This window comes from Alkalimarinus alittae, from assembly GCF_026016465.1.
GTDB classification, from domain to species: Bacteria; Pseudomonadota; Gammaproteobacteria; order Pseudomonadales; family Oleiphilaceae; genus Alkalimarinus; species Alkalimarinus alittae.
In genome coordinates this window covers 173,543-188,285 of the sequence record NZ_CP100390.1, presented here as the reverse complement: position 1 = coordinate 188,285, position 14,743 = coordinate 173,543, and the positions used below count along the sequence as shown (strand labels likewise).

Annotated in this window: 9 protein-coding genes; 6 read left to right on the top strand and 3 right to left on the bottom strand. The window is 44.5% G+C overall.

The annotated features are described in order from the left end of the window. Positions 1 to 37 precede the first annotated feature (37 nt). Positions 38 to 505, bottom strand: a complete 468-nt coding sequence (locus NKI27_RS00815) for a sulfatase-like hydrolase/transferase (protein WP_265047802.1) — start codon at positions 503 to 505, stop codon at positions 38 to 40. A 310-nt stretch (positions 506 to 815) separates the two neighbouring features. Continuing rightward, on the bottom strand, positions 816 to 1,820 hold the full coding sequence (locus tag NKI27_RS00810) for an AraC family transcriptional regulator (protein ID WP_265047801.1): 1,005 nt from the start codon (positions 1,818 to 1,820) through the stop codon (positions 816 to 818). Positions 1,821 to 1,947: 127 nt separating this feature from the next. Between NKI27_RS00810 and NKI27_RS00805 the strand changes: the two genes are divergently transcribed. Both NKI27_RS00805 and NKI27_RS00800 read left to right on the top strand, forming a co-directional pair. Then, positions 1,948 to 3,495, top strand: a complete 1,548-nt coding sequence (locus NKI27_RS00805; RefSeq protein WP_265047800.1) for a flavin-containing monooxygenase — start codon at positions 1,948 to 1,950, stop codon at positions 3,493 to 3,495. Positions 3,496 to 3,535: 40 nt separating this feature from the next. Beyond that, positions 3,536 to 4,480 carry an alpha/beta fold hydrolase gene (locus NKI27_RS00800; RefSeq protein WP_265047799.1) on the top strand — a complete coding sequence of 315 codons (945 nt, stop codon included), beginning with the start codon at positions 3,536 to 3,538 and terminating at the stop codon, positions 4,478 to 4,480. Between the two features lie 16 nt (positions 4,481 to 4,496). Here NKI27_RS00800 and NKI27_RS00795 read toward each other — a convergent pair whose 3' ends face one another. Then, positions 4,497 to 6,956 (bottom strand): hypothetical protein, encoded by a 2,460-nt coding sequence (locus NKI27_RS00795; RefSeq protein ID WP_265047798.1) that lies wholly within the window; start codon positions 6,954 to 6,956, stop codon positions 4,497 to 4,499. Between the two features lie 795 nt (positions 6,957 to 7,751). Here NKI27_RS00795 and NKI27_RS00790 point away from each other — a divergent pair. The 4 genes from NKI27_RS00790 (at position 7,752) to NKI27_RS00775 (ending at position 14,735) form a co-directional block, all read left to right on the top strand. Beyond that, positions 7,752 to 9,062 (top strand): nucleotide sugar dehydrogenase, encoded by a 1,311-nt coding sequence (locus tag NKI27_RS00790; protein WP_265047797.1) that lies wholly within the window; start codon positions 7,752 to 7,754, stop codon positions 9,060 to 9,062. A gap of 170 nt (positions 9,063 to 9,232) precedes the next feature. Further along, positions 9,233 to 10,720 carry a glycosyltransferase family 2 protein gene (locus NKI27_RS00785; protein ID WP_265049452.1) on the top strand — a complete coding sequence of 496 codons (1,488 nt, stop codon included), beginning with the start codon at positions 9,233 to 9,235 and terminating at the stop codon, positions 10,718 to 10,720. Positions 10,721 to 10,782: 62 nt separating this feature from the next. Continuing rightward, positions 10,783 to 11,949, top strand: coding sequence for an alginate biosynthesis protein Alg44 (locus tag NKI27_RS00780; RefSeq protein ID WP_265047796.1), 1,167 nt, complete (start codon positions 10,783 to 10,785; stop codon positions 11,947 to 11,949). A 2-nt stretch (positions 11,950 to 11,951) separates the two neighbouring features. Continuing rightward, positions 11,952 to 14,735, top strand: a complete 2,784-nt coding sequence (locus NKI27_RS00775; RefSeq protein ID WP_265047795.1) for an alginate export family protein — start codon at positions 11,952 to 11,954, stop codon at positions 14,733 to 14,735. Positions 14,736 to 14,743: the final 8 nt, after the last annotated feature.

Here is a 14,743-nt window from a genome sequence, read left to right as displayed (position 1 = left end):
CTGGAAACCAAGTAGGGTCAGCATAGGTATACGCATTTCAGTGGTACAAGCCGACATAACGCATTTCATCATAACCTTGTGCGTTAGGCAGTGCATAATCGGCCTCACCAAGATGCCATTTACCCGTGAAGTAGGTTTTATAACCGGCTTTTTTAAGTACCGAACCTAGCGTCCACTCTTCTTTAGGTAACCCGCCGCCTTGGCCTTGGAAGGCTACGGTGGTCATACCACTACGATTTGGAATTCGACCCGTTTGCATAGCGGCACGACCGGGTGTACAACTTGGTTGAGCATAGAACGAGAAAAACGTCATGCCTTCATTGGCTAACTGATCAATACTCGGTGTTGGCATACCGCGCCCTTCGCCACCACCATAAGGGCCAAGATCACCGTAGCCGGTATCATCAGAAACAATAAATAATATATTGGTTTTATCGGCCGCTTGCGCCTGCCACGCCACAAGGGTAAAAATTACCACACTGATTAGCTTTGTTATCGTTTTCATGTACACCCCTCCTAGGGTTATCAACATATCCATCGAAGTCTGACTTAAGTAGTTAAACACTAACGATTAAATTACCTTGCCTTCGCTTGAATGGGAGAGAGTGAAAAGCAACAACGCTACGGTAACCACATCCCGTATTTATACTTTCCAAGCAAATTAGAATAGTTCGACATTGTTCAATTTTCAAGCTAAAACTAGTAAAAAAATCTTTTCAAAACAATTAATAACCACTATTTGGTAATTCCATTTTAACGTGGGACTATCGCTTTAACATTTTAATTAATTCTGCACTAAAAAGATCAACGTCGGCTCAAGTATTCTTTCTGAATTTTGAAGGGGTCGTTCCTGACCAACGCTGAAAGGCATGATTAAAACTGGCCGCTTCTTGATACCCTAGGCGGCTGGCCACTTCATCAATCGGCAGGTTCGTCGTCTGCAATAACTGTTTGGCTTTATCAAATCGTACAGAGTCTAATATTTTCTGGTAAGACGTTTCTTCATTTTTTAACTGCCGTCTTAGAGTCCGCTCTGCCAGTCCAAAGGCTTCTGCCACGTCGACGATTGACGGTAGTTCATAGGCAAATAATTCAAGATGCTTTCGGACTTTGCCAGAAAGATGCTCGATGGATTCTGTTCGTTTAGCAATCACCTGATCACATTGAGCACGGTAATAGTCATACGCCGTCTGGTTTGCATTAGGAAATGGCGTACTCAATTCGGTATTTTTAATCGCTATACGACAGTAGGGTTGATCGAACTTAACCTCACATTGAAACATCGCTTCATAAGGGTTTACGTCATCAGGTTTGGGGTAAGAAAACCAGACTTCGGCTAGGCTGACCTCCTGCTCAATGTTCAATAATATATCTTTAATTAAACGGTAAGTACCTGATACATCTCGATCAATAATAATACGATTAAGGGCGTTAGGAAGTGCCGCAGGCTGTAAACACAGTGCGGTGACTTCGGTACCGGTGTCTAATCGAATTTCACCGTAGGAATAACCAACACTCTGGTATCGGACGCCAGCTCTACAGGCCTCATAAGCATTTTGGCACGACATAAGCAGCATGGTGAAAGGGCCATAGCCCGCTAAGCCAATGCGGATGCCCATTTCGAGACCAATATGAGGCGACGCCACCGGCGCAAATAACTCACTGAGTATTTGTAACTCTAGCGAACGCTCGATTTCAGCAAAAGGGTCCAGTGTTTCGAGCTTTATGCCGTGGCGTTCAAGTACCGGCTGAGGCAAATAGCCAAGAGACTTCAGGCTATTGACCGTATATGCCAGCCCCAGTATTGAGCGTGTCGTCATGTTATTTTTCATAATGGCCGAAATTATCAAGTTAGGCTTCAACCTTAGCATATCTTTCAACGTAACAAGGCGACTATACTGCTTAAAATGTGACATCTAACCGCAAAATAAAAAAGGAGAATTCACAATGGCCGAAGGCGCTCATAACCAAGCCTTAGACGTTCAAGGCGAAGAATACGATATCGTCATTCTAGGGTCGGGGTTTTCGGGTCTATGTATGGCTATTAAGCTCAAAGAAGCCGGTATCAGCTCCTTCATTATGCTAGAGAAATCTAACGATGTAGGGGGAACCTGGCGCGAAAATACCTACCCCGGTTGCGCCTGCGATGTGCAATCGCACCTTTACTCTTACTCGTTTGAACCAAATCCTGACTGGACTAAGTCTTATCCCGGAGGGAAAGAAATACAAGAATACATTCTTCGCTGCACCGAAAAATACAATCTACGCCCCTCTATCCGCTTTAATAGTGAAGTCAAAGACGCCACATTTGATGAGACTAACGCAAGGTGGAGTATTCGCACCAGCAATGGAACGCTCTACAAAGCAAAGTCTTTTATCATGGGGTCGGGGCCTCTTCATGTGCCCTCTATTCCGTCGATTAGAGGGTTAGACACCTTCAAAGGCAAGGTTTTTCACTCCGCCCAGTGGGATCATAGCTACGACCTTAAAGGTAAAAATGTGGTATCTATCGGTACGGGCGGTAGTGCCATTCAGTATGTGCCTGAGATCGCGCCGGACGTTAAGCAGCTTTATGTGTTTCAGCGGACGCCTGCTTGGATATTACCGCGATTTGAGAGTCGCTATTCTAATTTCCGAAAAAAACTATTTAGGCGCATTCCTCTTTTCCGCAAACTACATCGCGCTCGTCTCTATTTCAGTAATGAGATACGAGTACTGCCTATTTATAACCCGACCTTTGCAAAATTTTTGTCTAACTTTGCCAAGTGGCACATTAAAAGCAGCTTAAACGACAGCAGCTTGGTTGAGAAAATGACGCCTGATTACACCATTGGCTGTAAGCGAGTGCTGATATCGAACAAATACTACCCTGCCTTTAATCGAGACAACGTTGAGCTGGTGACCGATGCCGTTAAAGAAGTAAAAGAAAACAGCATCGTCACTCAAGATGGCAAAGAGAGGCCCATTGATGCGATCATCCTAGGCACAGGTTTTATCACAGACCCTCGTATCTATATGAAAGACTTCACCATCACCGGCCTTAATGGCCGAACACTGTTACAGCAGTGGGAAAAAGGCGCGGAGTCTTACCTTGGCATCAACGTGTCAGGGTTTCCAAACCTCTTTCAGTTGGTCGGCCCTAACACCGCGCTAGGCCATAATTCGGTTATTTTTATGATCGAGTGCCAAGTGCATTATATTATTGAAAGCTTAACGCTACTTAAGAAGAAAAATGCGCGCTATATGAATCTTCATCAAGATGCATTAGAGTCGTTCAACCAAGAAATAGCAGCCGGATTAAACGATACCGTTTGGTCTTCGGGCTGCAGTAGCTGGTACACCCAAGATGACGGTAAGAATTTTACACTCTGGCCCGGCACGACCATCAAGTACCGTGCACGTACCCGGCGTGTAATCACCGAACACTATCACTGGGAAGGCGCTGATAGCGGCAATAACGTTTCTAACACCGATATCGCCACGCAGGTGCCATAACTAATTTACAACCTAACATGAACAAAGGACTTTCAATTTTATGCTCAAGTCAAAACTACTCTTTGCTATCCTGCTAATTGCGGTGTTATGCAGCTCATTGTACTGGGCAGGCTCACATTATAAGTATGACATTTATGACGCTGCTATATCGTTTGAACGCAAGCAAGCTCAGCTGACCGCCAAGCACATTCAAGTAGACAGTCTCGATATTGCCTACCTTGAAGGGCCTCGCCGTGTGGGTGACCAAACGTTGTTACTGATTCATGGCTTTGGCGCGGCAAAAGAAAACTGGATACGCTTTTCTGCTCAGCTCACCGACCGCTTCCATGTAGTGATTATTGATCTTCCTGGCCATGGCGAAAGCAGCCAAGACCTAACATTCAACTATGGTTTAGAACATCAAGTTGAGTTCGTTCATCAAATAGTTCAGACACTCGGCCTTGGCCAATTTAATATTGCAGGTAACTCTATGGGCGGGGCGATCGCAGCACTCTATGCCGCAAACTACCCCAACGAGATCAGAACCGTTGCATTGTACGACCCTGCAGGAATCCATGATGTAGAGAGTGATCTTGAAAAACACTTGAGAGAAGGCGTAAACCCACTCATCGTGTCAGACACCGAAAGCTTTGAACGCTTACTCAAATTTGCGATGGAAAAACCACCTTTCATCCCTTGGCCAATCACCGAAGCCGCAGCTGCAAAAGCAAGTCAGAAACAGAAAATAAACGCCAAAATTTTCACCGACATCAGCAGTGGTGACAGAGCATTATTCAAAACAGAAATTGCCAAAATCAACACGCCGACATTGATTATTTGGGGTACTGAAGACCGCGTTATCAATGTTAAAAATGCCGATGCGTTTGAACAACTCATCAAAGGGTCTACAAAAATTATCATGCAAGGCATTGGCCACGTGCCTATGATGGAAGTACCTAAAGAATCAGCAGAGATGTTAGCGGATTTTGTGAATAACCCGGCTTAACATTAAGATATATTCGCTATTGGCCAGCGCTCAGGGGGACATTAACAGAAACCCTATTTGAAGAATCGCTAGCCAATCCCTGCTGATCTACTGCTTTAATGACAAACTGATAATAGCCCTCAGTAAGACTATTTAAAGCTAGCGCCCGTCGCTGAGGGCCAACCTCAATACGATGCCCTTCTCCTGTTTGCCCTCGCTGATACTCGATAACATAGTGACTAATTTCAAAGTCATTCAACGCTGAACCATCTAGCCTTTTATCGGGTGCCGCCCACCTTAAAGTAACGTTGTGCTCCCCCCTAAATATTGTGTTATCACCTACTTCAAAATACTGCCATTGACTGTAACCCCCTTCAGGCATTTGAGCCCTAACCTTCCAGCGATAACGATGACCGAGCTCAAATAAAGCGTTATGTCGATAACGACTCTCCCCGCCTAACACGTTGTTAGTCATCTCACCTGTATCTATGTCCTGAATAATAATCCTGTACTGAGCTGCCGTGTCAACTTGGCTCCAGGTAAATGTAGGGGTCAGCTTATCAGTGCTACCTAACGGTAAAGACGGCATAGGAATACCTACTTCGGGGCGATAGCTAATGCTCGCCCAATCACTGTACACCCCCGTTGGCGATTGCACCCTAACGGCATAGGAATACTCCGTACTAGAGGCGAGTTTAAACGGTAACGTGTGAGCCGCCACATCGCCCACCACTTCATTAACAATCACCTCTCTGGTCATCTTATCGAGCACCAGTATGCGATAGCTAACCGCATCTGCTACCTTATTCCACTTTAAGGTCGCTAAACTCCCTTCAGGAATACTCAACGCCTGAGCTACTGGGGTTTCAGGCCGTCTATAAACATATAGAGGGGCAGCTAATGGCGATAACTCTCCTCGAGCAGTCACAGCCTGAACATAAAGGGGGGTTAGTCCATAATCTAGTTCCGTTAGTGGTGTAACAGCACATCGACTGCTTGTAGCGCAGCCTAAATCTTCAGCTGAAAGCCAGCGGGTGATAGCGCCATCATCACTTAACACTCGGTAGGCAACTGCACTAGATGACGCATCCCACGAATAAGTAGGGTATGGTTCAAATACATTATAGCTAGGTGAAAGCAACGTTAAAGCTGATAAATAAGTCGGTTCCGCCAGATAAAGGCGCCTCGAAATACTATTAGGCTCAAAAACAGAGGTAAATGTTAAACGACGCCCATCCGCGGAAATTGATGGGGCTATGGAGCTTTTATCAAGAGGAAATCCCGCCTCATCGGTTGATATCAGCTGCATATGATCAAGCAATCGATCATAACGAAAAATTTGACTGGTCCCTTGCCAAAAACAACCGCTACTCAGCCCTCTTTTTTCACACATTAGTTGGCCATCATCAGTTAAATTACTGGCCTTTGATGAAAACGCAATAAAACGCCCATCGGGGCTCATATCAAACACTGGACTAACCTCGGCATTAGGCCAATCTCGATTTGCAGAGGTCAACAGCTGGGTTGTAGCTGACGTTAGATCTCGTATATAAATACCCTTTACAACATCAGGGTTACTGGGGTTTAACATATCTGATGCCGCTAAATTACTTGAATCAGAATAGAACGATACATAACGACCCGCTTTTGAAATCTTAGGTCGAAACGATGATCCATTACCTTCAATTCCTTTTGTATTAAGGCTTACCGGTATAGCTTTATTTAGCTCTCGGTCAAATAAAAGCACGCGAGTCAGTGTACTACTTTCACCTATCCCACTGTTGAACGCCGTTAATTCAAATGCCACGTACCGGCCATCTTCAGAGATTGCAGGGTGCCTAAAATCGCTTTGAGAATGCCCCTCTATATGTAAGACCTCAATATGCTGGCGATCTCTATCAATGATAAAAATTTGTGACCGCATATCTGAGTTCGAGCCTAGCCCAAGGTCTGCACTTTGACCTTGGGCAGTATCAAAAACAACAATTCGCCCATCTCCCGAAAGATCAATGTTACCTGGCCACTGCAGTTTATGATCAAAATTGGCTTTAGCGAAATCAGCAAATTCTACTAATCTTTCGAGTTCACCTGAGGCTCTCTGATACAGGAAAATATCAACAGCGTTATTCTGATCGCCTAATACCAAATTACCCGCAACTGAAGCAAAAGCAACATAATGGCCGTCAGCTGAAATAGCGGGATTAACGCTTGCTCCATTACTTTTAGCACCCGCAAGGCCAGATGAAAGTAACGTTACATTTCCACTGCGGATATTCTTTAAAAAAACATCTGATACCTTTTGCGTGCCGGCATCGATTGAATTAGCCGAGTTTGACGCATAGACGATATATTGGCCGTCAGCCGAAATACTAGCGGGAACTCGGTGCTCCTGACTTGCATCCCCCGCAACATTATCTATGAAAACTTTTGCCGCTTGCACTGAGAAAATTGAGCAGAATAACGTGGCACCAAGAAATATTAAAAACAGAATTCTCAATGAAGCCTCCATGGCAAAATAGAATTAACGTAAAAAATAACAGTCAATCAACACTCCAGCAGATTGAAAGCGCGACAATGATTACATAATTAATATAGATAATTCAATCAATTAGTAATGATAGGTACATTATAAGCCCACGTTAAATAAAGTGTTTTCACAAAAATGATAGTTCAAGCCTTACGTAGAGTGAATGCCAGGAAGTTACTCTGGCGTCAGAATCATATTTACCTATCTCCATTAACCGTTTTAAATCCATATAACGATCAAACTATAAGGCAAACAAAATTAATATTAAAAATATTTTGACCTATGGTGTCACCTGTCATTAAACTGTAGTCATTAAAAGGCAGGATGCTGACATTCAAAACAATATGTGATGTAAACGGTATTATTAATTACATGTTCGAGAATTCAAAAAAGATGCATATAGTTTGCCTCTGCTAAAAGCGTATTTAGTCAACTAATAAAAATAATATCATTAAAGGATTTAACTCATTCGAAAAGCGACAGCTTTCGAAGGGTTTAAGATGCACATGGAGTGTAGCTGTCATTTATTTCGCCTCCACGATGCTCAGAATTAGACAATCAAAAGAATTAAAGCAATTCGTTCAATCAAATTGCCTATATAGCGATCCAATAAAAATAAAACCCGCATTGAAAAAAGGATTTGGATTAACCAGACAGAAAGATTATTTCTGCTTGGCGTTCCATGCGTTAGGACAGATGACTCCAAATAGTCTTTTGCCTAACTAGCATAACAATGATGGTAATAGCGTATTAAAGGAGATAAAAATGCGTGTTAGTGTATTAGGTCTAGGATATGTAGGTGCGGTTTGTACAGCTTGTTTAGCCGCTCGAGGACACTCTGTTCTGGGTGTCGATATTGCTCAAGTTAAAATTGATTTAATCAATCAGGGAAAGTCCCCTATCGTAGAGCCAGGCTTAGAGGAACTCATAAGCACAGGCCTTACTAAAGGGTTAATTCGCGGCACCACAGACTTCTACCAAGCCGTATCTAACACTGAAATGTCTATGATTTGCGTGGGCACTCCTAGCAAGCGCAATGGAGACCTAGACTTAGACTATATCGAGGCCGTATGCCGTGATTTAGGGCGTGCCATCAAAGATAAAGACGAATACCACTTGGTTGTCGTCAGAAGTACCGTTTTACCGGGCACCGTTAAAAACGTTATTCAGCCTATACTTGAAGAGTATTCTGGCAAGAAAGCAGGTAAAGATTTTGGTTTAGCCATGAACCCTGAATTTCTTCGTGAAAGTACCGCCATCCAAGACTATGACTTCCCTCCAATGACCGTAATTGGTGAGTTTGATAAGCAGTCAGGTGATATGCTTGAAGAACTTTACAAAGAACTTGATGCGCCGATTATCCGTAGAACCATTGAACTAGCAGAAATGATTAAATATACCTGTAATGTTTGGCACGCGGCTAAAGTCAGCTTTGCCAACGAAATAGGTAACATCGCTAAAGCTGTCGGTGTTGATGGTCGTGATGTCATGGATGTCGTGTGCCAAGATAAAGAACTCAACATCTCTAAATACTACATGAAGCCAGGATTTGCCTTTGGTGGATCTTGCTTACCTAAGGATGTTCGCGCGTTAACCTATAGAGCATCACAGCTTGATGTGGCTCATCCGCTACTTAGCTCAATCATGAACAGCAACGCCAGCCAAGTTCAAAATGCGGTCAGAATGGTCACAGCATCAGGCGGTCGTAAAATCGCTATGCTAGGTCTTAGCTTTAAAGCGGGTACAGATGACCTGCGAGAAAGCCCGCTAGTTGAACTAGCGGAGCAGTTAATCGGTAAAGGTTTTGATCTTAGCATTTATGACCGAAACGTAGAATATGCACGGGTTCACGGCGCTAATGCCGACTACATCAATGCCAAAATCCCTCATGTTTCGTCATTACTTAAAGCAGACTTGCATGATGTAATTGACTCTGCTGACGTTATCATTCTTGGTAACAAAGATGAGTTATTTGAAACTATTCTCACCAACCTGCCACAAGGCAAGAAAGTGATAGATCTAGTGGGTTTCATGGAGCACGCCTCCAATGGAGAATTAGAAGGCATATGCTGGTAGTCCAGCATACCGACTAAATCGTTGAGTTTTATTCCCTTTAGCCTAACGCTATCGAGGCCTGTTAAAAAATAGGCTTGGATGCACACTCAACACCTGTGTATTAATTAAGGTTTTGCCGATGACTAATAACGTTATTTTGTAGTCGGCAAAACTTAATCAGCTAGTAATCTATTATGAGTACTTTTAAACATCTACTGGACAATGCATCCGGCTGGATATTTTATTTGGTAGTGCTATCAGGTATCGCTCTGTTACTGCCAGAAGAAACGTTCATACCCAGTTCCAAAGAATTTTTATTTGTGATTGGTGCCATAGGTATATGGCGTTATTCAATGGGCGTTATTCACTTTATCAGAGGAATGATATTTCTACATATCGTATTTCCGCACTATCGCCGTAAGGTACGAAAGATGGGGGAGGCAGCAAACCCGTCACACGTTTATCTCATGGTCACAAGCTTCCGTATTGATGCAAAAACCACAGCGATGGTTTATCAGTCAATTATAAGAGAAGCGATTGAGTGCGAACTGCCGACAACGATTGTCGCGTCTATTGTAGAAAAGTCAGATGAGCTGATCTTTAAAGCGCTTTGGCAAGATATGAGCCCACCTGAGCGAGTTCGTATGAACTTTGTCAGGATACCGGGTACCGGTAAACGAGATGGTCTCGCGCAAGGGTTTCGCGCTATTTCACGCGACATGCCCGACAAGCACGCGGTTGTTGCCGTCATCGATGGCGATACGGTTCTTGAGCCAGGCGTTGTTAGAAAAACCGTCCCCTATTTCCATTTGTTTCCCAACCTTGGGGGGCTAACCACCAACGAATTCTGTGAAGTCCGTGGCAGCTACTTAATGAGCGAATGGCATAAGCTACGCTTTGCACAGCGCCACATCAATATGAGTTCAATGGCGCTATCAAAGCGCGTTTTAACCCTAACGGGAAGAATGTCAGTATTCCGCGCCCAAGTGGTAACGGACCCTGTTTTTATCGCCGATGTAGAAAATGACTCACTTAACCATTGGCGTTTGGGCCAGTTCAAGTTTTTAACCGGTGATGATAAATCGAGTTGGTTCAGTCTCATGCGTCTCGGCTACGACACATTTTACGTGCCTGACGCAGCCATTAATACTGTTGAGCATCCGCCTGATCCAAAATTCGTCCGTGCAAGCCGTCAGTTGATGTTTCGCTGGTATGGTAACTCATTACGTCAAAACAGCCGAGCAACCAAACTGCTTGGGCCTAAGCGCTTAGGGTGGTTTACCTATTACGTGCTGTTTGATCAGCGTATTTCGATGTGGAGTAGCTTATTAGCCCCCGTCAGTGCCGTTATCGCCAGTATCAAATACTCGATTGTATTTCTGTTGGCATACATTCTTTGGATTGGTATTACGCGGCTCATCATGACCGTAATGCTATTGGCCTCGGGCCACCAGGTGGGGCCGGCCTATCCAATCATACTGTATTACAACCAGCTATTCGGTTCATTAGTCAAAATCTACGTATATTTTCGCTTAGATCGGCAGTCATGGACTCGCCAACCGACCAAGCTAACAAGGGATCTAGCATCATTCCAGCAATGGTTTAACCGCTGGTCATCTAGAGCCATGACATTTTCAGCAGCAAGCTTGTTTTGCGCAATCATGCTGGCAGTTATTTAAGGGAATCTCGGTTTGAGGCTCTCAAAAAAAGACAACACTAATTATCATTATAGGGATTTACCATGGGTATAGCAGCCAACACTAACCTTGTTCATGAAGCCGAGGCACAACGCCAGCATGCTCGAATAAAGCTGCCAGCCAAGTTAGCCGTCAAATTGGATAATGGAAAGATCATTCGATTAGCTGTGCAGGATATTTCCGCGGGCGGCTTCAGCTTAGAAACGTCTGAGCCGACCTTCTCTTTAGGCAGTCTTCACAAAGGAAGCCTCAAGTTCAGCATCAATGCTATTGAATTTCAAATAAAGATATCCTTCTTAGTAAAGGCTAGCGATGAACAAGGCCGTTTGGGTTGTGAGTTTCAAGGCATGGGCCAACAAGAAGTATCCGCACTTCGCCTGATGATCACATCCTTCCTTAGTGGCGAACTGGTCACCGCAGGAGATGTTATTAATACCCTCGCTCGTCAAAACTTTACTAAAGATCGTAATAATAAAGCTGCGCTACCTGCCATGAGTGGCTTTGCCCGCGCTAAAGCACTTTCAATGAGCCTGTTGGTTTTCCTAGTGGGGCTCGGTGCTCTTGGTTTCATCGCAAACAAACTCTATAGCAATTACTTCTTAACCCATGCAGAAGCAGCCGTTATTCAAATAGAGTCTTTTAATGTCGAAATGCCACGAGACGGAAAGCTGCATAGCTTAATTCCAGACGATGGCCAAGTTAAGTTTGGGGTCCCTATTGCCAGTTACGAAACCGCCATGCTGGATGCGTTAAAAGGACATTTAAACGAAGATAATTTATCGGCTGAAAAAATTGGAGCACTATTTAATCAATCACTGACCGGGACTATATCAAGCCCATGCGACTGTGTTCTGCAAAAGCAGTTTATTGTCGATGGTCAGTTTTTAGCCAAAGGAAAAACAGCGTTCCAGTTGGTACCTGTAGACGCTGAGCCATTTGTAGAAGCCCGATTTAATCTAAAAGATAGTCAATATGTAATACCTGGTAGAGTGGTAGATGTCGAAATACCAGGCTCTACAGGTACCGCAAAAGGCACAATACAAGACGTTGCAATGGCTGAAGTTGGTCAAAGCCTAATCGCGACCATCAAGCTTGAAGATAACATACCCGCAGGACTTAACGGCCGACCTGTTGCGGTAACCATCAACGACATGATCACCAGTAACACGATCTCTACAGCAACTGCTGCACACTCAGCAACGGAGCTTTAGTCTTGAATCAACGGATGAATGCGTCTCCTGTTAAGGCTCTTTCGTTAGCCTTAGCAGGCGTACTGACAATGGAAGGTTGCAGCACGTTACCCGACATGCGCTTAGCCAAACAATCAAAGATAAACGGCGATTATGCGCTAGCCATCGAGAACTACAAAGCACTAGCGGATAGCGGCTATTTTGATGCAGCTATTTATCTGGGTGATACCTACCTGCAACAAGATCACGCAAACGCTGAGCGTTTAGCAGAAGCGAGCTATCGAAAAACGGCAGTAGATGGCACTAATGCTAAGACCAGAGGGTATGCAGAAGTCCGGCTCGCAAAACTGCTAGCAAGAAAGCAGAACGCCACGGTTGCAGAGCTCAAAGAGTCTGACGAAATATTCCGTAAGCTATACCAGCAGGGCAATGATGAAGTACTCCCTCTAATGGTTAAGCTGCATATGGCGCATCCACAACTGTGGCCAGATGAAGATACTTTAGGAATTATTAACGAAGCTAAACTGAGAGGTTTGCCTGACGCTAACCTAGCATTATTACTACTGTATAAGCGGCAAGGCTATGAACAGGCGAATTTATCTGAAATGGCCTTGCTTTGTGAAGAGGTACTCAGTCAAGTAGTCGGCTGTTATCCTGAATTAGCTGAAATATATCAAGTATCCAATGATAGTGAATCAATCAGCATTCTTTTCAATAAAGCTAAACAGCAATATCAGCTGAAGCTTTTAGAGCCCTCGATTCTTTATCGTATGGCAAATGTGCTCGTTAAAACTAAGCAGTCAGAGATTAGACCTACACTAGCAGACGACACCTACCAACTCGTACAAGACGAATACCCAAGAGCACTCCTTGCCCGAATTCGCTTACGACTGGACAACCCCTACTTCAGCAATTCAGAAGAAGTCCTTCACCTTTTAGCACAAGCAAAACAATTGCATTTGCCTGAAGCAAACATGCTAACGGGGAAGCTCTACTATGACGGTAAACTTGTACCACTAGACCCAGTGCTAGCCGAGAAAAATCTACTAAAAGCGAGTGGACAGTTCGCAGCAGCCGATTATTGGCTCGGCCAAATATACCTAAGAGGCTATCTAGGCAAAAGTGATATCCAAAAAGGGCAACGCCACCTTCTATTAGCCGCGCGAGCAGGCTCAAAAAGCGCTGATTATGCTTTGGCAGAGATGTATAACGGTGGTGCAGGCGTAGCGCCTAACCCTACTTATAGCTACCTTTTTTCAGGACTTGCTGCCGAAGCAGGTTCAACTAAAGCCTCGTTGCTGCATGAAAATATCAAGCAGACTCTAAGCCTCAAGCAACAATCAGAAGCTGAAGGCTTATTAGCGCAAGAAAAACAGTTCCGAGCAGGCGATCACCAAGACGCAATAGCGCTTTCTACGCCTACGGTGTCTTCAGTCGCTACAACCGACTTTGAGGCCTCGCCTATCGACTACCCATCTTATGAATGGGGCGTAAGCACTCAGTTCTCATACCGTTGGGATGATGACCGTTATTTAGGCCTAAAGCCGAACGGAGATACTAACGAATTTCAAATCAACCTAAAGCCTTGGATTAAAGCCGAGCTCAATGAAGACTGGCGTTTCTTTACTGAATTACAGGCATTTGCTGCCACAGACGTCACTGAGATTGATTCAGACCAAGGCGGAGGAAGCTCAGACGGGTTCTTGGGTGCCAGAGAGTTCTGGTTTGATTATAAAGGTATTACCTCTTACCCAGGTGAAACCTTAAGACTAGGTTTACAAAGAATACGAGAAGATGACGGTATCTGGTGGGATAAAAATATTGAATCTATCCGCTGGATATTTGATACCACAACCTTTTTTGCTTTTGCAGGCGTTGCTCAACAGTTTTATCAATATCGAACCGATGAGAATGAACTGAGCGATAGCGATAAAGATCAGCTTAACCTGTTCACAACCCTGTCGTGGCAGTGGCAACCGGGTCACCATATCGGCTCGCGAGTGCTTTATAAGAACGTAGACGCTGACCCTGAAGCAGTAGGTCAAACAGCCTCGCAAGATGATTTAAATAATCTAGCAAGGGGCGACTTTTACTGGTTCGGCTTAAACACAAAAAGTGACTACTTCAACTATCGTAGCGAAGAGAACATACATTACTACGCTGAATTAACCTGGCTACATTTTGATGGTGATAATGCAACACTATCACCTGGCAGCCAACCATCAACCATTGCAGGTTATCAGTCCGAAACCGCCGATAACGTTGCGATTGACCTAGGCCTTAGATGGAAGTTACCGGTAGCCCCTCGTGTTCACCTAGGTGCAGCCATGGCGATGGGCTCTGGCGGGAATGGAAGCGATAAGCCCAATAGCTTTGTTCAGACAGGTCTACAAAGCAACCGCTCTCGATTTACCGGTACTCGAGCGAGCTTTCACCGCTTTAACGAAGCCTACCGTGCTGAGCTGACTAACCTGCAAGTAGCAACGCTATACGGCACGCTAGCTGATCCGAGCCAATTCGATTTAAGCGTTGTCTACCAGTACTTTCAGCGAGACAACGCCGATCAAGGTGTTGTTGCGAGTGGTGTAAGTGCACCCCTCGTTAATGGCAGTAAAGACCTAGGGCATGGTGTAGACATCGTCACCTCTTATTACTTTCGCCAAATTCTACCACTAGTAAATTGGCGGTTTGAGCGCGACGCTTATGCGCGCCTGCGTGCGTCGACTTTTAAGCCCGGTGACGCCTATGGCAATGACGCTGACAGCTTAAAATACCGTATTACGATGGATGTATCATTTCAGTTTTAGTAAAGAGG